The following is a 24,978-nucleotide window of genomic DNA, read 5'->3' on the forward strand; positions in this document are numbered from 1 at the left end:
TATTATATATTTTAGATGTGCTCCACAAATGGTATTCACCTGAATGCGGATTATATAGAACAGAGCTTGACCCTTCAGATGACCCGGTTACTTATCCATATTTAATCTACGATAATGTGCTGGTATGGAAAGCATTATCTTTTTTATTTAAATATGGATATGCATCCAAAGAACATATAGATAACCTTGAGACATCTATAAAAAAATATGGAATTGTAGAAGGTCCTTTTGGCAAGATGTATGCCTGGTCTACTGATTGCAATGGAAATTATGAGATATATGATGATCCTCCTGGCAGCCTGGCATTAATTTCCTATTATGGGTTTTGCAGTAGTAATGATGATGTTTATATCAATACAGTAAGGTGGATTTATTCACCGGAGAATAAATATTATTTCAAAACTGAAAAATTTGATGGTACTGGATGTATTCATACACCTTTCCCATGGTTAATGAGTATATGCAATTATCTTCTGGTTTACAAAGATGACAAGAAAATAAAAATGATTGAGAACCTGGAGCTAGACAACGGTTTTGCATGTGAAAGCTTTGACGGAGAAACTGGTATCGTTAAGACAGGTAATGCGTTTGCCACCTGCGCCGGTTTTTTTGGATATACATTAGCAAAAGTGCTGAGCATAAAATAAGAATCGATATAACAAATAGTCTAAGGGGAGTCTTATGATAAAAAGATATATAGTTGGAATAGATCTTGGAGGTACAAAAATTTCGGGAGCAATAGCAAACCAAAAAGGTGAAATATTGCATTGTATGACGGTAAAAACCCTTGCTTATGAAGGCGTAAATGCTATTCTTGACAGAATTAAGATGATCATTCAGGCTCTTATCGATCATGTTGGAATTAGTTATGGTGATATAATCGGAATAGGCATAGGAAGCCCTGGCCCTCTGGATTCTAAGAAAGGCATAGTAATCAATTCCCCCAACCTGCCCGGATTCAATAATGTACCTGTAGTATCTATAATTGAAAATGAATTTAATGTCAACACATATCTAGACAATGATGCGAATGCGGCCGCTTTAGGCGAACTATTATTTGGAGCTGGAAGGGGATGTAATAATTTTATTTATATAACAGTCAGTACAGGTATAGGCTGCGGTATTGTGGTTAATGGAGAAATATATTACGGAAAAAGCGGAAATGCGGGTGAAATTGGAGATACAGTTATTGCGACACTTTTAAAAGATAGTGAAATTGCCCACAGAACCCTGGAAGAACTGGCTTCAGGTACGGCCATAGCGAAAATAGCCAGGGAAAAGATAGCCAGCGGGAGAGAAAGCATTTTAAAAAACTATCAAGATATAACATCAAAAGAAGTTTTTAAGGCTGCAGGCAAGAGAGACAAACTTGCTCTAGAAGTGTTGGACTTTTGTTTTAGTTATTTAGGGATAGGGATTGCAAATGCAATAACCCTATTCGATCCAGAGAAAGTAATCATAGGTGGTGGCGTATCTAAAGGCGGCCCAATATTTTTTGACAAAGTTAAAGAAAAGGTCAGTAGATTATGCTTTAAGGTGAGGTCCAACGAAGTTGAAATTGTACCTGCGGGATTAAATTCACATTCAGGTGTTATAGGTGCAATTGGAATAGTGCTCATTAATGTAAAGAAATAAGCTGATGTTATTTAGTTTCCATTGAAAAACAACCCCCTTAAACCCTCAAAAAACCTGCATCTTCACTTTCCAGAATATGGACATTTGTGGTATAATATAGCTAGAAGGAGAGGGATGAAGAATGCTGATAATAAAGAACAAAGACTTCAACCTAGCCAGCAAGTTAGCAAAACTTATGGCCCAAACCTGCTGAAAAATGGCAGGGTAAGGAAAATAAATGGGTGAAGATTGAATTATCAAGTATGTTGACATAAAACTTTAGGTATTGCCACTAACTACGAGAGGTTTCGGCCGTGAAATTAATCACAAATAAAGCCTTGTTTTTATAACGTCGGCGGGTTGCCGGAAGAAACTATACTATATTCCGGTCTTTACATTGCTTTTGAGGGATTTGAAGTTGAAACAAAAATTTACCTAGAAAGGGATAGCGGTGAAGCGAGAACCGGAACCGGTTTTGCAACGGGAGCGGGTTATCTGGCCTTTGCGCTTTACAAAGTTTTTATAGAAGGTGAAAACAAATGATACAGGCGGCGGCTCTACAACTAAAGCTTGAAAGCAAGAAAAAATATGTTGAGGACTTAGCGAGATTTACGGATGGATTAAAAGTGGATCTTTTAGTGCTTCCCCCGCTGGCAGGGCTTTTGTTTGAAAACAGCCGGGAATACTTAAATTTTCATCAGAATTTTAGTAAAAACGGTGAATTTGTTCTGGTTCCCGGCAGCTTCAGGGAGGACAGCTATCACAGTGCGGTGATAATCCATAGGGGAGATGTCATCCATATCCAGTGTCAGACACACCTCTCAAGAAGGGACGAAAAGGAAGGGCTAATTAGGGGAAATGATCTGGATGTAGTTGATACTCCAATTGGAAAAATGGGTATCCTTATCGGAAACGACTGTTTTCACCCTCAGACTGGAAGAATTCTGGGACTTTCGGGGGCGGATGTGGTGGCATGCCTATATTCCATGGACGGGGATTATAACCGGTGGCTTCAGATTTCGGGCATCTGGCAGCAAGTTCAGCAGAATCAGTTTTTTGCCGTCGAATGTGCGGCAAACGGAGTGATTAACGGCAGGCGATATAGCGGGAGAAGCATTATTCACAATCCAATTTGGGAAGGTTCCAACGGGATTTTAGCTGAAATGCCTGAAGACAAGGAAGGCATTTTGGTATCTGTTCTTGACTTTGAAAAGAGAAACAACATAAAGCAAAGTTATCCTTTGTTTAAGTATTTAAATAGGGAACTTTACAAAAAAGAGTGGGGATATTAATGGGGTTATACGATTTTGCGGCGAAGATTTTTCTGTCATACAGGTTCCGCATGGCGCCTTTAAAAAAACACATTTCTGGGATGAAACCGGCGGTTTACAACAAGTCAAAAACACCTCTCAAAGTAGCGGCCATTCAGGTGGAATTCATATTGCACAAAACATCGATAGAGTACTTCGAGCATATGAAAAGCCTGGCCGAAACAGCCATCCGGGAGGGGGCCGTATTTGTAGCCTACCCAGAAAACATTCACCTCCCACTTTATGGCTTGCTGCCAGGCATAGAAAAAAGCTTCTTGGGCGACTCCTCGACAAACAAAAACGGGGGTAATATAAGAGATGCTTTCATGATGGTAGGGCCTTATTTGAAAGGGGTATATTTTGAAACATTTTCAGCTATTGCAAGACTTTACGGTATTTATGTCATGGGGGGAAGCATCACGGTGCCTGAAGAAGGGGAACTTTACAATATCGCTTACCTGTTTGGCCCTGACGGAAAACAGATCGGAAGCCAGAAAAAGCTTCATATAACACCTGATGAGGAAACTTTCGGACTAAAACCCGGCAGCGAGTTGAAAATATATGACCTCCCTTTCGGAAAAGTGGCGTTTCCGGTATGTATGGATGCAACTTATTACGAGACTTTTGAACTCGCAAGAAAAAAAGGCGCCGACATGGTAGTAATCCCCATAGGTAACATGGAAGAATATGAATTTTACAGGGCTCTTAGAGGCATATGGCCCAGGGTGCAGGAAAGCAGGGTAATCGGAATAAAAAGCGCACTGGTGGGCAGGGTTGCACAGTTTAATTTCACGGGAAGGGCGGGGATTTTTGCGCCCATAGATTTGACACCAAACAGGGATGGTATTTTAAAAATATCGGAAAACCACTACGGAGATGAGGTGATAACGGCTGAAGTAGACATTGAGACTCTTCGAAGATACAGAGAACAGGATGAGCTTCTATGGGACCGGAATGAAGTTCTGTATAGAAAGTATTTTAGTAAATTGTATGTATGATTTGTAACTTAAAAAAACCGAAAGCTTACAGCTTTCCTTTTCTTGGCCGGGAGGCATTTTTAAAAGTTGATAGTTTGGAATAAAAAAGAAGGAGGTATGTTATGAAATTTAAAAAGTATTTCATGTACCCTGTTGCATATTTGGGCATCAGCGTTCTCATGCAGTCATTGGTATCATGGTATTCATACTTTTATGCCCCACCAGAGGATAATCCTTACAACCTTAGGCCTTTGACGCCTATAGCCTTGGTGGGGATCGCAATGATAATCGGCAGGGTTGTCGATGCGGTATCCGACCCGCTGGTGGCTTACTGGAGCGACAATTCCCGGAGCCGGCTTGGTAGGAGAAAGCCTTTTTTGATATTCGGAGCCTTTCCATTAGGTTTAAGTTATGTTTTGCTTTGGTTTCCCCCGCATAACTTTGAAAGCCAGATAAATTTTATATACCTGACCGTTATCCTTTCATTTTATTTCATTTTCTTTACTATTTATGTGGCCCCTTACCTGGCTTTGCTGCCTGAAATATCCAAAGAACCAGATGAAAGGGCCGCCATATCTACATATCAATCGGTATTTAATACGCTGGGGCTTTTGATACAGGGCATCGCCTGCCCTGTAATCATTGCAAAATACGGAATTCGAGCTATGGGTATAATCCTCGGTCTCGTATCCTTAGCGACTCTCGTTATGCCTTTTTCCATAAGGGAAGAGAAGGTCCGGCGGCTTGAAAAACAATTCGGCTTTCGGGAAAGTTTTATTATGACTGTTCGCAACAGGCATTTCATATATTACGAATCTTCCGTTTTATTTTACTGGTTTGCCATAAATACGTTGACCATTGCCCTTCCGTATATGGCTTCCGTCCATATGAAGCTTGACGGTTTTGAAACCGCGATTTTGCAGGGTCTATTATTTGTGACCGCAATCGCCATTTCACCATTGATGCTCATGTGGATCAGACGTTACGGCAAAAAAAAGGTATATAACATATCGATGACAGCATTGATGCTGCTTTTGTTTGTATTGTATTTTGCCGGAAAACCTTATCTTTTCTTTAATCAAAAGTGGTTTCACTTTTTAATCGTGGGCCTTGCGGGCATGCCTCTGGCCGCTGTGTTTATCATCCCCAATGCGATAATAGCCGACATTACCGATATTGACGAAATGACAGGAGGCCAGAGAAGAGAAGCCATGTTTTTCGGAGTGCAGGGGTTCTTTATAAAAGCCGTAATTGGGCTGTCATCTTTATTTACTACAGGGGTTCTTTTCAAATATCTGGGATATAATCCGGGAGATTCCCTAGGTATATCCATGGCACCTGTTGTTGCGGGGGTATGTATCCTGCTCGGTCTTTATATATTCAAAAACTATACCGTTGAGGAACACGAATTAAAGCAAAGATATACTGAATATGTTATGAGACAACGAACGTAAGAAGTTCCGCAGAGGACATAGATAAGGCTTTACGGGAAGACAGGATTGCCGCATTACTCAGCTTTGAAGGTGAAGAAGCCCTGCAGGGGGGGATTTGGAAATGTTGAGAATTTACCACGAACTTAGCGTAAGGTTGCTTACGTTGATGTGGAACAACAGAAACGCCATAGCCGATAGAGCAATGGATTGCAGGAGCGGTGAAAGGCTTTCGGATTTTGGAGTTGAGGTAGTAAAGGAAATGAATAGATTGGGCATGATGGTCTCTATCCCACGCAAGTTATTTTATACCTGAATCCGTGACAAATAATAACAAAAAACAGTTGTACAACCCACATTTCGCACCCTTCCATATACTGGATCAACATTTTTTACTAAAACGACAAAAATCTCATTCAATGAGATAATGAGAGTATTTCCTAATAGAAGTATAAATCTCCGGTGTTAAACCGACTAAAGAAAGTATCCTCTCCAGAGGTTCCTCGTTGGGAGTTTCGGGAAGAATACGTCATTCCTTTCCACCTTCAATATAGCCTATGGTATGTATAGGCTTTAAGAGCTCAAGAATCCTGTTACCGGTAGGTTTTTCGGTTTTAACTTTACCTGCTACAGTGATATATTCTCCTTGAGCTTCCAGAGCATTGCGCACACACCGCATTTTGCAAGTCTTCTTAAAAAATTTTGGCCAAAAAAGTTTCTATTATGTTGGTTTAATCCTTATTAAGATTTCCATGTTATACCATTAACTGCATAAGTCCTGTATATCAATTAAACAAACATGGGGCAACGGCTTGCTGAGCGACCTGCAATTTTTAATAGCTCTATTGCTTTCTTATGATATAATTAGCATGAAGAATACCTTTCAACTTTATAAGGTGAATACTATGTCGGAACAAAAATCAGCAGAATTTGAAAATTTGATAGATGAAAAGCTGGACCTCATAACCGAGCAGGATTTTTTCAGGCTCATCGAGCCTATGAAGGATATCATCATGCTGGCGGGAGTCATGAGCGCCATGACCGCCGAGCGGTTCTGGGACAACCCCCGGTACGCCTACGATACCTTCAGGGTCTTTGACATTCTGCTCCGGGGGACCTTTTACGACGAGGAGGCCGTCCAGGGCGAAAAAGAGATGGTTTACAGGTTTGAGCGGGTGTACGGCGAGCCTGCATCCATTGATATTCCCCGCCTCATCCGCCTTTGCCGAAAAAACAACTGGGTGACCGATGCCGCCCAGCCGCCCCTGCGCCTCACCACCACAGGAAAGCGTATGGTGGAGCAGCTTTTCCGGCTGGCCAATGACGCCCTGGCCTACCATTCCCGACCACCCCTCCTCAAAGAGATTTACCAGGCCCGGCGGGATCTTCAGCTGGCAAAAGCCTATGAAGACGTGGGGATAGGCAGGCACGACACTATAGCCAGCGTCCTTTCCAACCTGGAAAACGCCATAGCCGACCTCAAGTACCAGAGGGAAAAGTACATCCAGGACAGGAAAGCCATAGAGAAATATCACGCGGTCATGAGCCTGCTGGAAATGCTCGAAGCAGAGCTGGAAGCTCGATTTAAGGCGCTGGAAGGCATAATCGACCGGCGCCTGGAAAAGCAGCATAACAGGAGCACTCTGGTTTTTTACCGGCTGCTCACCGAGTTGTCGCTGCTTTTAGGAGAAAATGCCTATACTTCTCAGGCGGACCTGGGCCGGCGGGTGGTGCGGGTGGACCGGGACAGGTTTTTAAAGTACCTGGTGGATTCTTTCAGCGGCAGCCTCCCCGGACTGGCGCTGACGCCCCTGGAGGTTCTGGGTTATATGGAGCAGGGTGTGTATGATGAAATCGGCGATGAGGAATTGGCGGGAAAAGAATCGGAAGGCGAGCAGGCAGGCCTGTGGTTGCCCTTTTCTTTGCCCCTCTGCCTTTACGAGGAGGACATTTCCTGGGGGGCTTCCGTTATTAATGAATGGATAGAAAACTGGGAAGAGCCCCGGGAAGACGGAGCATTCCAACTGGAAGTGGCTTATAAAAAAGCGAAGGCGGTCACCACCGGGGAGCTTTCTGCCATTATAGGTTATACATCGTCTATAACCGACGAGCTAGCCACCGACACCGGGCCCCTGGTGGAAGCCATAAGGCAAAATCCGGCGCGGCCCATGCACGAAATACTGGAAAAGGTGGCGCCGGAGTGGGGTGATGCGGTCAGGAACATGATGGTGCTGGGCTTTCTGATAAACGAACAGGAGGTAAAAACAATTATGGCCGAAAAGACGGCAGTTTCTGAAAACAATTCACCCCAAGACTCCAGCGATGTCGGTGACGGGCAAAACCGCAAAACTTACTTAAAGAGAAACTGGCGTTTAAAATATCCCGGCGACAGGGTGAGGCTGGTGAAGGCCACCGCCGCCCTGGGGCGCCATCTGGAGGCAAAGAGCGTTTATGGAAGGACTTAGCTACCTCAATACCGTCGAATCCCAGGCCCTGTCCGAAATCCTCATATCGAGCAAAAGCCTTACCGGCGTTGCAAAAGACCGGGTCAAAAAAATCCTGCGCACCCGGGACGATGAGGCTTTTTACATGTTTGTGAGAAAGGTGAACGATATTTTTCGGGGTGCTTTAAAAGTGGTTTACGATGAGGAAAAGGACAGGTGCCTCGCCATGGCCAGGGCCAACAGGAAATTTGTCCAGGAGGTGCTGGAAGACAGGCATGTGGCGCTGCTCATGTTCATGTATTACATGGGCATGACCTCCAGAACCGGCAGGATTACATTTGAGGAAGTTCACTCCTATTTTCAAAGGTCATCTCTTTACGCCGAGAGAAAACTGCTTTCGGCCCTGGACCATCTGGTGAAATTCGGCTTTTTGCGTGAAGGGGAGGAATCTGACGGTGATGAGAAAAAGCGCGTATACTACCTGACCGAAGCCGCAAGGCACGTGTTTCCGGAAAATTTTCTAAAAAGGGTCCTCAGTGAATCCCAGGGCGGCGAAGTGTCTTTCGAGCAGGTGAGGGACTTCTTTAACATCGGAAAAGATGCGCCCGGAGAGGACGAGGGCGGCGAAACGCAAATAACGCTGGTCTAAGGGAGGTTGTCATGTACCCCGTTAAATTAAAGATTTACGGCATCAGAGACTTTATCCCCACCGAGATCGACCTGGGCGGGGAGAAAGACCATGTGCTCATTGGGGGCAAGAACGGCTCCGGCAAGTCTACCCTGGTCTACGCGACCTCTTTTGCCCTGGTGAGCGGTAGGGTTTCCATAGACGGTCTGCGCTCCAAGCTCATAAAAAGGAATGAACACTGGCATGCGAGGGTGAGCGTGCTCTTTCATAACCCTCCCGGCCCGGCCCGGAAAGACGCCCCTGAATATGTGGAGCTTTCGGCGGAGGTCAGGTCCCGCACAGGCACCGAGAGCCGTCAGGTCATATACAGCATGGCCGGGGGAGAAGCAGAGGACAGGCTGGAACCCATCAGGAGGTTTCAGAGCAGGCAGGAGGCCTGGGAATACTACAAAAGGGTATTTGACATTGATGCCGAAGGTTACTTCATGTTCTGGTACCAGGGCTCCATAACGGAATTTGCCAACATATCCGATGCCGCCCGTTTTGAGAGGGTGGCCCAGATGTTCGGCATCGACAGGATAAAGGAAGAGTGGGAAGAGGCCAGGAGGGCCATGGAAGAGGCGGAGGATGACTTCAACAAAGCCAGGAATTTTGCCCTGATTCAGCAGCAGCGCCTCCGGCACTACGAGAAAAACAAAAACGAACTGGAGAGCCGCGACAGGCTCAGGGCCGAAGGTCTCCTGCTCTATGACGCCTGCTATGGGGAAATAAAAAAAATCCTGGAAAAGGAACTTCAAGACCTGAACAAAAAAATTTATGATATCGAGGGATCACTGAAGGACCAGACCGCAAAATATGAAGAGGTGTCGAGAAATCTGCGCGACCTTGAAAGAGAGCTGGCCGGGCAGCAGGTGCTTTTAAAAAACGCCCAGGACGAATTTGCTTCGCTGAGCGGTGAACATACGGCTCTGAGGCGAAAAATCGAGCAATCCGAGCAGGAAAAGCAGCAATTGGAAATCAGGGTAAAAGACGTCAGGAATAAGCTGAAATACATCCGCAGGTCAAAAGAAGAACTCCAGGAGGAAAAAGGCCGCCTCAAGGCCGACCTGCAGCATCTTCAGAGCCAGATAGACGAAGCACGAGAGCAGCTGGAGAAGCTCGAAATCGAAAAAGAGGCGGTAAACCGGGATATCGGCAGAGTGGATGATAGACTTTGCAGGGTCAATGAAAAAATTGAAGAGTACAGGGAGCTTGACTCAAAACTTGCGCCGTTGGCCTCGCTTTCCGCAGAGGAAGCCCGGTTAAAGTCTCGGAAGGAACAGGATACTTTAAAGATAATCATCCTTGAAGACGAAATCCAGTCCCTCAAGGCAAAACAGGCTTTTCTTGAAAGCAGGAAATCTCCGGTTTTAATAAAACAGGCCGAAATCATGGACAGATTAAGGGCAAAAGGCGTGACCTGTGCGGCTTTTGGGGAATTGTTCCGGGTAAAAGATACAAACTCCTTCGATATTGTGGAAGAAATGCTCTCACCGCTGAAGCATACCGTTTTCGCCTGGCATTTACCCGATGATGTAGCGGTGGAGGCGCCTTTTTATGTGGTAGACCTTTCGAGGATCGAAAAAGGGCCCGGCGGGTTTGTGCAAAACGGTGAAGCGCCAGGGGAAGCCGGAAGCTTTTTGCCGCTCATGGAGTTCCTGGAGTTTTCCGAAAAGGCAAAGGAGTCCTGCAGCGGCGAATTTCTCGAAAAGGTGCGGCGGTGGACCTCGGGTATAGCGGTGGATACCGCGGCGGCCGGCAAAAAGGACGACGCCCGTGCAAAGCCCGGCAGCCTCGAATTCCTCGGCGGCCTGGTGCTCCACAAGTCGATGCTCTGGGACAGATTTGGCGTAAGAGGCCCTTATGACAGGAGCCCCGCCATCGGCGAAGAGGCTTACAGGAAGGCCCGGGAAGAAGTGGAAAAGGCAATACTGGAAAAGATCGGGGAACTCAAGGAATTAAAAAGGCTGGAAAAAATGTGTGAAGACGCTTTAATCGGGCTGCAGCAGAACATCGCAAAAAGGAGGGAAGTGGACCAGAATCTGCCGCTCTTGCTGGAGGAGCGGGGGAAATTGTCCAATGAACTCACGTTTATGGAAAATCGCCTGAAGGAGAAGAGCCAGGCCATTGAAGAGCTGAGGAAAGTCGATGAAGACCTGAAGAAGCAGGTAACCATAAAGGAAAATATGTTGAAACAGGTGGAAGGCGAACTTTCGGTATATGCCGAGTATGACAGGGAATACGCCTCCATAAAGAGGATAGAGGAACTGGAGGCTTTTATCGCCGAAAGCCAGGCTCAAAAATCCGCCCTGGACCTGAGGCTCAAGGCCCTTCAGGACGCGATGGAAGACGCCCGCAGGAACATCAGGCAGATAGACGGCAGCAGGAATGAGGCCGCATCCAGCATGGATTTTCTGGAAAAAAGGATGAACGCTCTGGAGGAAGAAAAAAAGCGGTTGCAGGATAAAAAAAACACCGTCGAGATAGAAATGGAAGAAAGGGAAAAAGAATACCTGCAAATAAGGGCCCAGTACCATCAGGTCATCGAGGACCTGAAGAGTACGGGCAGGTGGCTTCCCGTGAAGCTGGAGGAAAAAGAGAAAAACCGGTTCAACCTCGACAGGAAACTGAACGAAGCGAAAGACAAGCTGGAAGAAGCCAGACTCAGGGTGGTGGACGAGGATGCCCGGCAGAAATATGAAGATTACCTGGCGGAGTATAACATGGCCAAAAAAGAGATGGACGAGTCGGAGCTGAGGTTCAATGCCCTGAAAAGGAAGGAAGAACAAAAGCGCGCCGAGTACGACAAAGCGGTGTATTACCGCTGGCAGAGGACCAACCAGAGGTTTTCAGACTTCATGCAGAGGCTTCACATGGTGGGAAATATTGTCTCCGTGCCGCCGGATGAGGAAGGGAAAAACAGGGGATACAGATGGGAACTGCACGTGGCCACGAAAGCGGGGCACAGGCCCGAAAAGATCTTTCCAGAGAGCGGCAGGATTGTGGGCGAGGGAATTTCCGGAGGGGAAAGGGCGGCGGTATCCCTGGTATTTGCCCTGGCACTTTTAAGCGATATAGAAGACAGGCCTCCCTTTTACGTGCTGGACGAGTTTGACAGCGCCCTGGACGAGGAGAGAAAACACGAGATCTTTGATTTATACCGGGAGGTGCTGGACCGCAAGCTCATCATCGTATCCCCCAAAGTCCACGGCGATCAGTATCTCAACCGCTTTTCCAAATTCCTGTGCGTCGTGGCCAATCCCGGCGTGCTGCCCAACCAGACCGTAAGCGAGGTGTATGAAGTCACAAGGGAAGGTTATAAAGAAGCAGAACTGGAGGAATAACCTCGGATTTAATAAATCTGAAAAACCCTGTCCCAGTCGTTGGGTCCGCCGAGAAGGCTTTCCTGTTCCCGGTTTAAGAGGTCGGGCCTCGCTTTTATTTTTTCCGTAAATTTTTCATAATCAAGACAGGAAAGGTTATGACCTTCGATAAAGACCACCCGAGCCCCGGGGAAAAGATGGTGGAGCTCCTCCACAAAGGAAATTCCCGGCGAATCGCTGTCGGTCCAGATGTAGCACGGGATATGGGGGGCGGCCCTTTGCAGCAATTTCAAGATTCTGTGGTGGGAAAGCCGGAGTCTGCCGTCGATGCCCACCACAAAAGATTCAGGGCTTTTCTTAAACCACCCGGTCTTATACATTTTAATGAGTAGCGCCCGATTTTCGGTGAGGATTATCCTTCCGGCAGGGGTGGATAAGCTTTTCAATTCTTCCACTTCAAAATTGGTAATGGCGTGCAGGGAATCTAAAGATAAGGTCCGGAATTGTCCATTTGATGGATTTTCCTGCGGCAAATCGCATTCCTGTCCAATACACCGGTTTTGGCTTTCGGCGCAAAATGTGAGTTCAATCTTTCCCAGGATATATACGGGGTACAGGCTGCCGCGGGAGGTGAGCCCCAGGTCTTCAAGGGGCATTCCACATATTTCCTGGATCAGGTCGAGAAGTTTTTCCCTGTCTCTGTCAAACATCTTGGAACCGCCTATAGCCTGCTGCGCCTGTGCACCCAGCTCTTTCCACTCAAAGCCTTCCGGCGACCTCCCTGCCACTTTCAGTACTGAGAGCAGGAACTCCACCGCCAGGCGAAACTTGTCGTTGGTCCTGTCCCATCTAAAAGTCCAGGGCAAGGACTCGGTGAGCCGTACGCTGCGAAAATCCTTCTGTGCGGGTTCCCCGTTTTCCACGACGCTTTCATGAAGCTCTGCTATTTCTGTCAACTTGTTTTCCAAAAACCGCTTTATGGCCTGGAGCGCTTCGACTTTTGCGTCGCCTGTCAGGGCAGGCCCCGCTCCGGACTTCTGCGTCGGGGCGCTTTCCCCGGACGGCCCGTATGATTCCGGGGTTTTGACCTCAATGTCTTTGAAGGCATTTATGATGGAGTCCAGCCATTTTCGATTTTCTCCGGCGAGTTTAAATGCGGCCTCCCGGATAATCGTGTCGAGCGGCTCCATGGGACCGTAGGAAATCGAGTGAATGGACTTTTCATCGCTTTTAAGGCGGATGAACCTTCCAACCAGGCCGCAGTCCATAACGAGACCGGAGAGCAAGTCCGGGTCGCGGGAAAGCTTCGCCGACCATTTTTTGCAAAAATCATACCAGCCCTGTTCTGTTACGGCATTTCCAGCTGAAAAAAAATCGCTCAGGGCCTGGAGAAAATCGCGCGGGAGGCTTTTTGCCTCCTGAAAAGAGGCGTCCCGGAACTCCAGAATGCCAGCCATTCTTTGCCGCCTTTTGCTTGCCGAGGTAAACCGGCCATTCCCACTTTCCTATGGAAAAGCGGGGCTTTTCCGCCGGTATCCAGTCTTTTAACAGCCTTACCCATCCGGGAAACATGTAAATTACCCCTTTTTGTAAAATGCCAGTTTAAATATAAATGATAAATGTTTTTGTGGATTATCTAAAAACATTATATCACAGCGCGAAAGAATTTTAAAATCCAGCTTATTACAAAAAAATGCTGGTTGTTATTCTTATCTTATTTAAGAGAGTTTTTAATTATTATTGAAAACAGGATGATATGATTTGAAAATAAATTTTTACAGCATTTTTTAGATAACAATTTTTTATTACCACTACTTACAGGGGTTGTCGCCAGAGTGGAAACGCCATAGTAAAATTGGTTCCCACTTTAATGGGTACCGCCGCTGAAAAATTGACCCGCCCACAGAATATGCGACAGATAAGCCAGGTCAAATGAACCTGCAGTATTTGGGGAAGTTTACTAATTATTCAAAAGAATTTGATGGCTTTGAACGGCACCTGGCAACGAATTATTCTGGTTGTTGCGAAATTCAGGAAAGAAGTTAATCCACCGTTTATGGCTTATGAACTATAATATCGAGGTCGCAAGGGAACAGGTGGTCAATGGTATCCTCCAATTCTTTTATGGATACCCGGGGTTTGTCTGCTATTTCTGAAGTTGCTCCATTCAGAAAATATATTTCGTTTCTTCTGTGACAATGATAAAATAACAAACAGATAGGAATTCGTTTAAATAAGGTGGAATGGATATGGGCATTACAGTGCAAGAAGCACTTCGAATAGGGGAATTGAAAAATGCGAAGGTAATAGCAGGGGAAAAGGGCCTTGATAGAATTGTAAATTATGTAATCACGATGGATGTTCCTGATGCTGCTAAGTGGATCAGAGGAAATGAACTTTTGCTTACAGCGGCATATGTTTTTATGAATAATCCTGATATGGAGAAAACCTTCGTTTATGATTTGGTCGAAAGAAATTGCTCTGCTCTTGCCATAAAACCCGGAAGATTTATTGACAAAATTCCACCGCAGATAATAGAGCCCGCAAATGAAAAAAATTTTCCAATTATTGAACTGCCGGTATATGTAGCCTGGCATGATATAGTAAATCCTATCATGCTGGAAATATTGAACAAAGAAGCAGGCATTATAAAGCGTTCCTTTGAAATACACGATGAGCTCATGAAGGTTGCGCTGCAGGGTGGAGATCTGGCGGCTGTTGCCGGCACTCTTTCCTATCTTTTAAACTGCAATGTTTTTATAGAAGACGAAAGTTTTAATCTTTTATCCTTCTCAAACTGCCGTGGTGCCTGCGATGCATTAAGCCTGGAGATAATAAAAAACGGCAGGATTCCTCTTGACGTGATTGAAGAGATGGATAAAAAAGGAATATTTAATAAGATAAAAACATTTAAAAAGCCCGTGAGGGTGAATATAAGGAGTAAAAACAACTGTTATACAAGAGTAATAGCGCCCATTATAATTAAAGGCGAAATATGCGGTTATATCACTTTGATTGAAAACGACTCGCGATTTGGCGATTTTGATTTGATAGCCGCCGAACAGGCGGCAACAATCGCCGCACTTGAAATCATGAAAAAGCAGGCGGTAAAGCAGGCAGAAGGGAAAGTGAAAAGAGAATTTTTTGAAAATATCCTTGCGGGAAATATAAAGGATGCCTCACAGATAAAAAGCCGGCTGAAATATTATGGCGTGAATTTTAAAGGGGATATTGCCGTGATAGTCATCCATATGAATTATGAAAGCGCTTTAAAAGCGGAAGAAGAAGATTTCAAGGGCTTTGAAAGTGTAATGGCGCCGCTTTCGCATGTGATATTGAGAAAAGGTGAAGATATAATAATAATTTGCAGTTTCTCCGACGTTAGGACCATCGGAAAATACGATGAAATAAATATTCTGTGCAAAAACATTTCAAAAAGTCTGGGAGGCATAAAAGAGATAAGATTTGGTATCAGCGATTTTCATGACGATGTAGCAAAAATATCTGAAGGATACATTGAGGCCAAAAGATCCCTGGAACTTGCGGATATGTTAAAAAATGGTACCGGCAGCATAGTGTTTTATAAAGATGTATGGATATATGATTTTATTTTAAGCTGTAAGGAAAACGAAAATCTTAAAAAATTCTGCGATAGAAGACTTCTCAAACTCATCGAATACGATTCAAAAAACAAAGAGGAAAATTTGCTAAACACCCTGAGAGTTTATCTTGATTGCACAGGCAAACATAATATGGCCGCCGAAAAGCTTTTTATCCACCGGAATACCTTAAATTACAGGTTAAACAAGATAAGAGAGATACTCGACTGCGACCTGAACGACCCTTCCACCAGGTTGAGGCTCGAGATTGGTTTAAAAATAGCTAACTTATTATAATACTTATTATAATAAAAGAATCTTTGATTCTTAATCCTGGGGTATAAATTTATTCAAGATTTTATTTGAAAAATTACAGCTTCTTTATTGGGCATTTTGCACAATTAAGAAGCTGTTTTTTATTATTAATGCAATAGGTTAAACATATTTTATTGTGTTAAAATTAAAAATAACAGTATGGTAGCAATATTATAAAAATTGTACGACAAAGGAGGGATTTGATGATATTAGATATAATTGTGCCCGTATCTACCGATATATGGAACAAAGAGGTGGAATTGGAAGCCGAAAAAATAAAAAGCCCGGGCATACAGGTGAGGGTAACGTCATTAACAAAAGGCCCTGTATCGATAGAGTCGGAATATGATGAAGCATTCGCAAGCCCCTGTGTCATTTCACAAGCGGAAGAGTTAGAAATGAATGGTTCAAATGGCGTAGTAATATACTGTTTTGGAGAACCTGGCTTGCATGCATGTAAGGAAAAACTGAGTGTACCTGTGGTGGGACTAAGGGAAGCGGCCGTATCCATGGCGAAAATTTTGGGTGACAGGATTGGCGTTATCTCCACTATAAAAAGTGCTGTCCCAAGGCATGTTAGAGCTTTAAAACATGAGGTACATAAAGTGGTGGCTGTGGATATGCCCGTTCTGGATTTTGTAAATGTTCGCGAACTGGAAAAGCGAATAGAAATGAAAATTCAGGAACTAATAAATTATGGCTGCGATGTCATAGTTTTGGGATGCGGGTCAATGTTAAATATAGATATAAAAAGGATGCAAAACGAATACGGCATACCCATCGTTATCCCGCTCGATGCTGCTGTAGCCGTCTGTGAGTATTTGATGAAAAATAATTTAAAACAGAGCAAGCTGACCTATCCTTTTCCGCCGGTTAAGGAAATCAAATGATTATCAAATTATTTTGATATGCAAAATGCATAAAATAGTCAGGAAATTTGTTATAAATGCATAATGAAATACAAGTATACAATATGATAAAATTAAGAATCAAAACGCAATACTAAAGGAGCGATATCGTGGAGGGAATTCTGAATTTAAAAATCGACGAATATTTTGATGATATAATAAAGAATCTTCAAGAATTTATAAATATTCCAAGCGTTTTAGATGAAGAAAAGACGGATGAAAGCTTTCCCTTCGGGCCCAAAATAGATGAAGCTCTTAGATGGATATTAAAAAAAGGCAATGAGATGGGGTTAAAATCAAAAAATGTAGATAGTTATGCAGGATATATTGAGATAGGTAACGGCCCTGAGATGGTAGGGATTTTGGGCCATATAGATGTAGTCCCGGCGGGGGCAGGCTGGTCAGTGGATCCTTTCGAAGGGCAGATTAAAGAAGGTAAACTGTATGGCAGGGGCTCCGTAGACGATAAGGGACCTATTATGGCTGTACTGTACGCGTTGAAGGCAATAGAGGATTCCCGTCTGCCGGTTTCAAAGAGAGCGCGCCTCATTATAGGAACCGACGAGGAGACCGGTGCAAGATGCATAAAGTATTACCTTGAAAAGGAAGAGCCGCCTATATGCGGTTTTTCTCCAGATGCAGAATTTCCCATAATACATGCAGAAAAGGGCATTTTGCGCTTTGAATTGACAAAAAGCTTCGACGAGGGCCCAAGACCCGGGGCGAATCTAAAAAGAATACGGGGCGGAACCCGTGTGAATGTGGTACCCGACTATGCGGAAGCTGTAATAGAAGGTGTGGATGATGAGAAAATAGAATCTAAAATTAGAGAACAGGGGCTTGCAGGCAAAATATATATAGAGAAGTCGCTGGAAGGTGTCATTTTAAAAGCAAAAGGTATTTCGGCCCATGCTAGTTACCCGGGGGACGGGGAAAACGCCATTCAAATACTCCTGAATTTCCTAACACTGATTGATTTTGGCGGTAAAGAGGCAAAAACTTTCATTGATGCGGTAGCCGGTAAATTAAAAATGGAGTCAGATGGAAAAACTCTTGGAATATCCTGCAGCGACGACATTTCGGGAGCTCTAACAATAAATCTGGGCGTAGTGGATTTTGATGAAAAACGGGGAAGCCTTAAGTTTGACATAAGGTATCCTGTAACGGTAGACGGAAACGATATAATTGCAAATCTCAAAAAAGCTTTCGATGATTTGGGGGCGGAATTTTTGATAAACCAGCACAAATTGCCTCTATACGTCGAGCCGGAAACCGAATTTATAAAAAAACTGCAGGGCGTATATAAAGAGATGACCGGTGACGAACCAAAGCTCCTGTCAATAGGAGGGGGCACATACTGCAGGTATATAAAAAATACTGTTTCCTTCGGTCCGGTTTTCCCCGGACAAAAAGAACTGGCTCATCAGAAGGATGAATATATTGCTCTTGAAGATCTGAGGAAAATAGGGAAGATTTATGCTCAGGCAATTTATGAGTTAATAAAATAAAAATCAGTTTGATTTTAAGACTTTCTGTTAAAAAACTTTTATTCTTAAGAAAGGATGATTCACTGTGGAGTTGAACATCGGAATAGAACCGGCAAAAGAATATTTGAGCTTCGAACTTGCAAAAGGTGCTCTAAAACTGGTGAAAGACGTAATGCTGGTTAAGGAAGGAGAGAATGTTGTTATAACCGCCGATTCTTCCACTGATCGAAGAGTAGTTGAGGCTACGGCCAATGCAGTTTACAGCATAGGAGCGATGCCGACCGTAATATATTATCCCACTGCACCCAATGCGTGTATTGAACCTCCTGCACCTGTGGGAAGAGCAGTTGCGAAAGCAGATGTCTGGATAGAATACACTTATTCTTATGTCATGCACTCGCCCTCCTGGAAAAGATCTCTGGAAAACGGTTGCAGGTATATATGTCTTACCGGTATGGATGTGGAAATGCTGGTGAAGACGAACTAGAGTTGATTATGACCTGCTTATTGAGTTGGGAGAGTTGTTGAAAGATACGATTCAATCTGCGGATGAAATAATAGTTAAAAGTGATAATGGTACTTACCTGACAGCCCACAATCATGGAAGGAGGGTGCGCCATTCAGGGCAGAAGGCCACTCAAAAAGGCTATCCCATCATGCTGGGCGGCCAGATAAGCTGGTGTCCGGTAGAGAGCACCATTAACGGGACACTGGTCTTTGATGGAGCTCTGTGGCCGCCGCTGGAGCTGGGGTTACTCAAGAATCCGGTCAAACTGAAATTAAAAGAAGGTCGGGTGGTAAGCATAGACGGAGATGTGGAAGCGAAGATCTTTGAAAACTGGCTGAAATCGATGAATGACCCGAATATGTACAGGCTTGCACACTATTCTCTGGGCTTCAACCCCGGTGTGACAAGACCCACCGGTAGAATTGTAGAAGACGAGAGGGTATTTGGCTGCATGGAATTCGGCATCGGCAGCCAGGGAGCATCAATCATGGGAGAATGCTGGTCGGCCGCATCTCATTCGGACGGTATTTTATTGAAACCCACGATTATTTTGGACGGCAAGGTTTTTGAAGAAAACGGCATATATCAGCTGCCGGAAGCAAGGGAGATATGCAGGAGATTAAATGTGGCAGGGTATTGATGTAATCTCGAAATTTTTTCTTACGTAATTAAAAATGTTTATGATTTTAGTGCGACGATTAATATGGGAATGTATTTTCAAAGTCATATTTTATCTTGCTATGTATGAAAGGAAGGTAATATTTATGGAATTAAATATAGGCATTGAAACAAGGGATGAATTTTTATCCTTAGAACTTGCAAAAAGTGCAAGAAAATTAGTGGAAGGCATAATGTTAGTAAAAGAGGGTGAAGAGGTAGTAATTACAGGAGATACTTCTTCGGATAGGCGAGTTATAGAAGAAGTGGCCAAGGCAGCATACGCTGCAGGAGCCGTACCTACGGTAATATGGTATGATACCAGGCCCACCGCTGTGATGGAACCTCCCAGGGTAGTTGCGGGAGCCGTAAAAAATGCGGACGTCTGGATAGAGTTTTCGTACGCATATATACTTCATACCCAGGCCTGGAGACGTTCTTTGGACGAAGGCTGCCGTTATATCTGCCTGACCGGGATGGATGCTTTAATGATGGTGAATACTATCGGCAGGGTCAATTATTCTAAAATGCTGGAGTTAGGTGAAAAATTGCGGCAATTAGCCGAAAATGCCGATGAGGTGATAATTCAAAGCCCGGCGGGAACAGATTTAAAAGCTTACAATAGAGGCAGAAAGGTAAGACAATCTGGTAAGCTGGCAGATACTAAAGGCGAACCCATAATGCTTGGCGGTCAGGTATCATGGTGCCCGGTTGAGGATACTATTAATGGAAAGCTCGTATTCGACGGCGCTTTATGGCCCCCTGCTGAATTGGGTCTATTGCGTTCACCGATTGAGCTTACTCTTGAAAACGGAGTTGTTAAAAATATCGAAGGAGGGGCGGAAGCGACAATATTTAAAAGATGGCTGGCAGCCTTTAATGACCCGACTATGTATTGGCTTGCCCATTATTCTCTGGGATTCAATCCAGGCGTAACTAAACCCACCGGGAGGATCGTCGAAGACGAAAGGGTATTCGGGTGCATTGAAATGGGTCTGGGAAGCCAGGGACCTCAGATAAAGGGCAAGACATGGAAAAGCGCTTCCCACACCGACGGAATAGTGTTAAATCCAACGATAATTTTTGATGGAGAAGTCATAGAAAAAGAAGGCAAATATGTTCATCCGGAGCTAGTAAAACTTTGCAGTGAACTGGGAATATAATTAAGAATATTAACAATGGCTATATCCTTTTGGAGGTGATGTTGTATGCATTGAGCAAATACCAATAAAAATACCTGAAACATTATGAAAAGGAGGCACAACGCATGGATTTACCGGAAAACAGAACTGTAGTCAGTGTGGAAGAAAATGATCCAATAATTGAAAAATATCTAAAGATGCCACACCCCAGGACATTCGAACCCGGAACTCTTATAGTAATTCTGGCTACATCTGTTCTGGGCGCAATAGTAGGATTGGAGCTCATAGTAAGACTGGGAATTACTGCAAACACATCGATAATCGGGGCTCTAGTAGCTGTTCTTATTGGTTTGATACCGGGAAAACAATTTTCAGGTTTTAAAAACATCCACCGCCAGAACCTGGTGGAAACATCCATTTCTGCTGCTACTTTTGGGGCGGGCAATGCACTTTTGCTTTCCATGGGGACAATCTGGCTCATGGGCAAAATGAACATAGTGATGCCTATGTTTGTGGGAGCAATCATAGGAATGCTCATTGATATAACGATGATGTACTGGTTATTCGATACGCCTGCTTTTCCCGCCAATGAAGCATGGCCTCCCGGAATAGCCACCAGCGAAACCATTTTGGCTGCAGCGGAAGGTGGAAAGAGGGCTTTAATACTCGTAGGAGCTGGTATTGTAGGAGCTGTAGGCCAGTCCCTGAAAATACCTATGGATGTGGTAGGTGTAGCCTGGATCGGAAATATTTGGGCATTATTGATGTTCGGCGTGGGTTTATTAATAAGAGCTTATTCAACGGCTTTATTTGGTGTCGACATTAACAAGCTCTATATTCCTCACGGTATAATGATAGGCGCCGGGATTGTCGCTTTAGTACAGATCACACTAATAATTAAAGGAAAGAGGCTGACAAAACAAACCAAAAAAGACGAGGGAAAATCGGAATCAGCATATACCCCGACCAGAAGTTCCCAGGATATAATGAACGCATTGCGAAACGGTTTCATACTTTATATTGCTGGCGGGCTGATACTGGCTATTATTGGCGGGGTATATTCAGATATGAGCGCACCGATGCTCATATGGTGGATAATTTTTGCAGCTATAGCAGCCCTTGTTTCCGAGCTGATGGTTGGCATTTCGGCGATGCACGCGGGATGGTTCCCAGGTTTTGCCACAGCGCTGATATTCCTTGTATTGGGCATGTTGATGGGATTTCCGCCACTGGCTTTGGGAATTCTTGTCGGATATACTGCATGTACAGGCCCTGCTTTTGCCGATATGGGATACGATTTGAAGACCGGCTGGCTTTTAAGAGGAAAAGCTAAAGACAAAAACTATGAATTGTTTGGAAGGAGCCAGCAGTATTTTGCTGAAATTCTCGGTGCTGTAGTGGCCATATTCATGGTTGCCATAAGTTACCAGAGGTATTTTAACCAGGATTTATTCCCGCCAGTAGACAGAGTTTTTGCCGCCACGATAAAAGCGGGAGCTCAACCATGGATATGGAAATATTTACTCCTGTGGGGCATCGTTGGGGCAATAATTCAATATGTCGGCGGCGCCGAGCGGCAAATAGGGATATTATTTGCTACAGGTTTACTGATATTAAACCCAAAAGCCGGCTTTGCAGTGATAGTTGCTATAATCATAAGAGTATTGATTGAAAAAACATATGGCAGAAAGGCTCAAACTCCCATGTTATAGCAGCAGCCGGGTTTATTGCGGGTTCAACCCTCTATAGTTTCTTTACCAGTACAATGGGGATATTTACAAAGAAAAAATAACTAGAAGAAATAAATTTTGTTAATGGGGAAAACCGATGATAATCATCGGTTTTCTCTTCAAAAATATTTTTTATCTAAACCTTCAATGTGGGGAGGTAGCTAAAATGAAAGAAATAAAAGTCGGCCTCATAAGAGTAGTTACTACGACAAATGAAAAAGTCCTTAATGCACATGCCAGCCTGCTCACTAGCCGGTTTAAAAATCTGGATATCGAAACAAAGTGCATTCCAAACCAGCCGGAAGGAATTCATGATGCCGAAACGGAGAAAATTGCGGTGCCCAAAATTATAAACCTTGCAAAAGATTTTGAAAGCAAAGGTGCCGATGTGGTTTTTATCAGTTGCGCTGCGGACCCGGGAGTGGAGGAATGCCGTAGGCTTTTGAACATTCCTGTGATAGGGGCTGGTTCCGCCTGCGCCATCATGGCCCAGAGCCTTGGAAACAAAGTAGGTGTGCTTGGCATAACCGAAGAAGCTCCGGAGGTTATGGTAAAAATTTTAAAGGAAAAATTCGTTTGCAGCATTAAACCGGAGGGTGTAAATACCACTCTGGACCTATTTAAGGAGGAAGGCAGGGCAAATGCGTTGAAAGCGGCCGGCATGTTAAAAGAAAAAGGCTGCGACACCATAGCACTGGCCTGCACGGGCATGTCTACTATAAATGTACATGAGGATATAAGGGAAAATATAAAAATACGTGTAATAGATCCGGTGCTGGCTGCGGGGGTTATAATGTCTTACCTTCAATTTTAAGGGAAGGGAGAGCAACGATGAGCAGATTGAAATTAACCGCCGAAATTGTTGATGCCGCCGTCCTCGGAGGATGCGTGCTGGGAGGCGGCGGTGGAGGCTCTATGGATGAGGGAAGAAAAATGGCTCTGCTGGCCGTTAACCTATCATCTCCTGAGCTAATAGACATTGAGGACATAGATGAAAATTCCATATTGATTAACGTGGCTGCCGTAGGGGCGCCTTCCGCCAGGGATGCTTATGCTGAACCGGTGCATTACCTTCGGGCGGTGGAACTGGTAAATAAGGTGTCCGATATAAAAGTTGGAGGAATAATTACGAATGAGGCAGGGGGCCTTGCTACTGTGAATGGATGGCTGCAGGCGGCAATGCTGGGCATCCCCGTGGTAGACGCCCCATGTAATGGCCGGGCTCATCCTACAGGCATAATGGGTGCCATGGGTTTACATAAAAATAAAGATTACAAATCAATTCAGGCAGCTGTTGGAGGCAGTAAAGAAAAGGCGACTTTTACAGAAGTCGTGGCCATGGGCTCGGTGGAAAAAGCATCTGCTGTTGTAAGGGCTGCCGCTGTCCAGGCCGGCGGTCTGGTATCAGTGGCCAGAAATCCGGTCTCATGCCGATATGCAAAAGACAATGCTGCTCTTGGAGCCATAAAACAGGCTATAAATTTAGGCCAAGAAATGATAAAAGCCATAGAAAGAGGCTCAAAAGCGGTCATAAATACGGCATGTGATTATCTAAAAGGTGAGTTGATAGTTTCCGGCACCATAGAAAAAGTTTATCTGGAATCAACAGGTGGCTTTGATGTAGGGAAGGTTATCTTAGAAAAAGATTATGAAATTACATTCTGGAACGAATATATGACTTTGGAAAAATCGGGAGAGCGGCTTGCTACTTTCCCCGACCTTATAATGACACTGGATGCAGACACCGGAATTCCGGTCACTTCAGCCGAAATAAGAGAACGCCAGAAAATCGCCGTATTAAAGGCGGAAAAAGAGAAAATAAAATTAGGTGCAGGATTGCACGATCCTGAGCTTTTTTATGCATGTGAAAAAGCGGTAGGCAAAAAAATAATAGATTACGTCTTTTAGGACGAAAAATGGAGGGATACTAATGTTAAAACAGGTCCTGGAAATAATAGATATTTTAGATGATGCCAGGGTAAATGGGCAAAAAGTCAAGGAGTTTTTATCAAAAAGAGGTCTTGATGACATTCTTGTAGAAGAAGTAAAGGGTGAAGTTGGCAAGACCGACTTTGTAAAAATAGTAGTTAAAGGTACCCGAGGGAAGCTCTCCGGTGGAGATGCACCGACGCTAGGGATCATAGGCAGGCTTGGCGGAATAGGTGCCCGGCCTGAAATGATAGGATATGTTTCGGACGGCGATGGGGCCGCTGCGGCCCTTTCGGTGGCGCTGAAATTGGCCGACATGAATTCTAAAGGAGATTTTCTCGATGGCGATGTAATCATTGCCACTCACATTTGCCCCGATGCGCCCACGGAGCCCCACGACCCCGTGCCGTTTATGGGTTCGCCGGTGGATATGCAGATGATGAATAAAATGGAAGTAGACCCCCGAATGGATGCCATTCTCTCCATTGATACAACAAAAGGCAACAGGATTGTCAACCAGAGGGGATTTGCCATTACTCCGACTATTAAAGACGGTTATATACTTAAAATAAGCGATTCGCTTCTCGATATCATGCAGATAGTAACAGGAAAACTGCCGGTAGTTTTACCAATAACGATGCAGGACATAACTCCATATGGCAATGGGATTTTTCATATAAACAGTTTGGTCCAGCCCTGCACTGCTACAACGAGCCCGGTGGTAGGGGTGGCCATAACTGCCGAAACGGCGGTGCCCGGATGTGCCACGGGAGCTTCCCATGAAGTAGATATAGAGCTTGCTGCAAGGTTTGCCCTGGAAGTCGCCAAAAACTTTGGCAGGAAGATATGCAAGTTTTACGATGAAAAAGAGTGGGAGATCATTACGAGACTATACGGTTCCATGGAACACCTAAAAACTCTGGAAGGAAAGAGATAAG

At 44.5% G+C, this 24,978-nt stretch carries 22 protein-coding genes; 20 read left to right on the plus strand and 2 right to left on the minus strand.

Translation table 11 applies throughout. The features are described from left to right. Positions 1-17 precede the first annotated feature (17 nt). From D2962_RS03075 to D2962_RS03105, 7 genes are all read left to right on the plus strand, one after another. The gene (locus D2962_RS03075; protein ID WP_162991078.1) at positions 18-647 is read left to right on the plus strand and encodes a glycoside hydrolase family 125 protein; all 630 of its coding nucleotides are present in this window, start codon (positions 18-20) and stop codon (positions 645-647) included. Between the two features lie 34 nt (positions 648-681). Continuing rightward, complete coding sequence (locus tag D2962_RS03080) at positions 682-1,635, plus strand: ROK family protein (RefSeq protein WP_122014110.1); 954 nt, start codon at positions 682-684, stop codon at positions 1,633-1,635. Positions 1,636-1,974: 339 nt separating this feature from the next. Further along, complete coding sequence (locus tag D2962_RS03085; RefSeq protein ID WP_122014111.1) at positions 1,975-2,157, plus strand: hypothetical protein; 183 nt, start codon at positions 1,975-1,977, stop codon at positions 2,155-2,157. Further along, positions 2,154-2,906 carry a carbon-nitrogen hydrolase family protein gene (locus tag D2962_RS03090; RefSeq protein WP_122014112.1) on the plus strand — a complete coding sequence of 251 codons (753 nt, stop codon included), beginning with the start codon at positions 2,154-2,156 and terminating at the stop codon, positions 2,904-2,906. The genes D2962_RS03085 and D2962_RS03090 overlap by 4 nt, the downstream gene beginning before the upstream one ends. Then, positions 2,906-3,922, plus strand: a complete 1,017-nt coding sequence (locus tag D2962_RS03095) for a nitrilase-related carbon-nitrogen hydrolase (protein ID WP_122014113.1) — start codon at positions 2,906-2,908, stop codon at positions 3,920-3,922. Before D2962_RS03090 ends, D2962_RS03095 begins: the two co-directional genes overlap by 1 nt. A 101-nt stretch (positions 3,923-4,023) precedes the next feature. Beyond that, on the plus strand, positions 4,024-5,355 hold the full coding sequence (locus D2962_RS03100) for an MFS transporter (RefSeq protein WP_122014114.1): 1,332 nt from the start codon (positions 4,024-4,026) through the stop codon (positions 5,353-5,355). Between the two features lie 94 nt (positions 5,356-5,449). Beyond that, the gene (locus D2962_RS03105) at positions 5,450-5,647 is read left to right on the plus strand and encodes a membrane dipeptidase (RefSeq protein ID WP_281273726.1); all 198 of its coding nucleotides are present in this window, start codon (positions 5,450-5,452) and stop codon (positions 5,645-5,647) included. A gap of 213 nt (positions 5,648-5,860) precedes the next feature. Here the strand turns inward: D2962_RS03105 and D2962_RS17415 are convergent, their stop codons facing one another. Next, positions 5,861-6,010, minus strand: a complete 150-nt coding sequence (locus tag D2962_RS17415) for a hypothetical protein (protein ID WP_162991079.1) — start codon at positions 6,008-6,010, stop codon at positions 5,861-5,863. A 133-nt stretch (positions 6,011-6,143) separates the two neighbouring features. Here D2962_RS17415 and D2962_RS03110 point away from each other — a divergent pair, with 133 nt between their 5' ends. The 3 genes from D2962_RS03110 to D2962_RS03120 are packed head-to-tail and all read left to right on the plus strand — an operon-like array spanning position 6,144 to position 11,786. Continuing rightward, positions 6,144-7,796, plus strand: a complete 1,653-nt coding sequence (locus D2962_RS03110; protein WP_122014116.1) for a hypothetical protein — start codon at positions 6,144-6,146, stop codon at positions 7,794-7,796. Next, positions 7,783-8,424: a hypothetical protein gene (locus D2962_RS03115; protein WP_122014117.1), complete on the plus strand. Its 642-nt coding sequence runs from the start codon at positions 7,783-7,785 to the stop codon at positions 8,422-8,424. The genes D2962_RS03110 and D2962_RS03115 overlap by 14 nt, the downstream gene beginning before the upstream one ends. Positions 8,425-8,435: 11 nt before the next feature. Then, positions 8,436-11,786: an AAA family ATPase gene (locus D2962_RS03120; protein ID WP_122014118.1), complete on the plus strand. Its 3,351-nt coding sequence runs from the start codon at positions 8,436-8,438 to the stop codon at positions 11,784-11,786. A gap of 8 nt (positions 11,787-11,794) precedes the next feature. Here the strand turns inward: D2962_RS03120 and D2962_RS03125 are convergent, their stop codons facing one another. Then, on the minus strand, positions 11,795-13,222 hold the full coding sequence (locus tag D2962_RS03125) for a hypothetical protein (protein WP_122014119.1): 1,428 nt from the start codon (positions 13,220-13,222) through the stop codon (positions 11,795-11,797). 792 nt (positions 13,223-14,014) lie between these two features. Here D2962_RS03125 and D2962_RS03130 point away from each other — a divergent pair. The 10 genes from D2962_RS03130 to D2962_RS03170 all read left to right on the plus strand — a co-directional run bounded on the left by D2962_RS03130 (position 14,015) and on the right by D2962_RS03170 (position 24,977). Beyond that, positions 14,015-15,661: a PucR family transcriptional regulator gene (locus tag D2962_RS03130; RefSeq protein WP_162991080.1), complete on the plus strand. Its 1,647-nt coding sequence runs from the start codon at positions 14,015-14,017 to the stop codon at positions 15,659-15,661. 221 nt (positions 15,662-15,882) lie between these two features. Beyond that, entirely contained in the window at positions 15,883-16,569 is a 687-nt protein-coding gene (locus D2962_RS03135) for an aspartate/glutamate racemase family protein (RefSeq protein ID WP_122014121.1), read from the plus strand. A 128-nt stretch (positions 16,570-16,697) separates the two neighbouring features. Continuing rightward, positions 16,698-18,095 (plus strand): dipeptidase PepV, encoded by a 1,398-nt coding sequence (pepV, locus tag D2962_RS03140; protein WP_162991081.1) that lies wholly within the window; start codon positions 16,698-16,700, stop codon positions 18,093-18,095. 64 nt (positions 18,096-18,159) lie between these two features. Beyond that, positions 18,160-18,561 carry a M29 family metallopeptidase gene (locus D2962_RS17885; protein ID WP_222927655.1) on the plus strand — a complete coding sequence of 134 codons (402 nt, stop codon included), beginning with the start codon at positions 18,160-18,162 and terminating at the stop codon, positions 18,559-18,561. A gap of 37 nt (positions 18,562-18,598) precedes the next feature. Then, a complete protein-coding gene (locus tag D2962_RS17890; protein WP_222927656.1) occupies positions 18,599-19,222 on the plus strand; it encodes a 2,5-dihydroxypyridine 5,6-dioxygenase NicX family protein in 624 nt (207 codons plus the stop codon). A gap of 124 nt (positions 19,223-19,346) precedes the next feature. Further along, positions 19,347-20,402: an aminopeptidase gene (locus D2962_RS03150; RefSeq protein WP_122014123.1), complete on the plus strand. Its 1,056-nt coding sequence runs from the start codon at positions 19,347-19,349 to the stop codon at positions 20,400-20,402. Positions 20,403-20,506: 104 nt separating this feature from the next. Continuing rightward, positions 20,507-22,093 carry an OPT family oligopeptide transporter gene (locus tag D2962_RS03155; RefSeq protein WP_222927657.1) on the plus strand — a complete coding sequence of 529 codons (1,587 nt, stop codon included), beginning with the start codon at positions 20,507-20,509 and terminating at the stop codon, positions 22,091-22,093. Between the two features lie 184 nt (positions 22,094-22,277). After that, entirely contained in the window at positions 22,278-22,925 is a 648-nt protein-coding gene (locus D2962_RS03160) for an aspartate/glutamate racemase family protein (protein ID WP_122014124.1), read from the plus strand. 17 nt (positions 22,926-22,942) lie between these two features. Then, positions 22,943-24,019, plus strand: a complete 1,077-nt coding sequence (locus D2962_RS03165; protein WP_122014125.1) for an S-methyl thiohydantoin desulfurase family protein — start codon at positions 22,943-22,945, stop codon at positions 24,017-24,019. Between the two features lie 22 nt (positions 24,020-24,041). Next, on the plus strand, positions 24,042-24,977 hold the full coding sequence (locus D2962_RS03170; protein WP_122014126.1) for a DUF1177 domain-containing protein: 936 nt from the start codon (positions 24,042-24,044) through the stop codon (positions 24,975-24,977). The last annotated feature ends 1 nt before the right edge of the window (position 24,978 follow it).

Origin of the sequence: Biomaibacter acetigenes (assembly GCF_003691585.1) — a bacterium.
Classification (GTDB): Bacteria; Bacillota; Thermosediminibacteria; order Thermosediminibacterales; family Tepidanaerobacteraceae; genus Biomaibacter; species Biomaibacter acetigenes.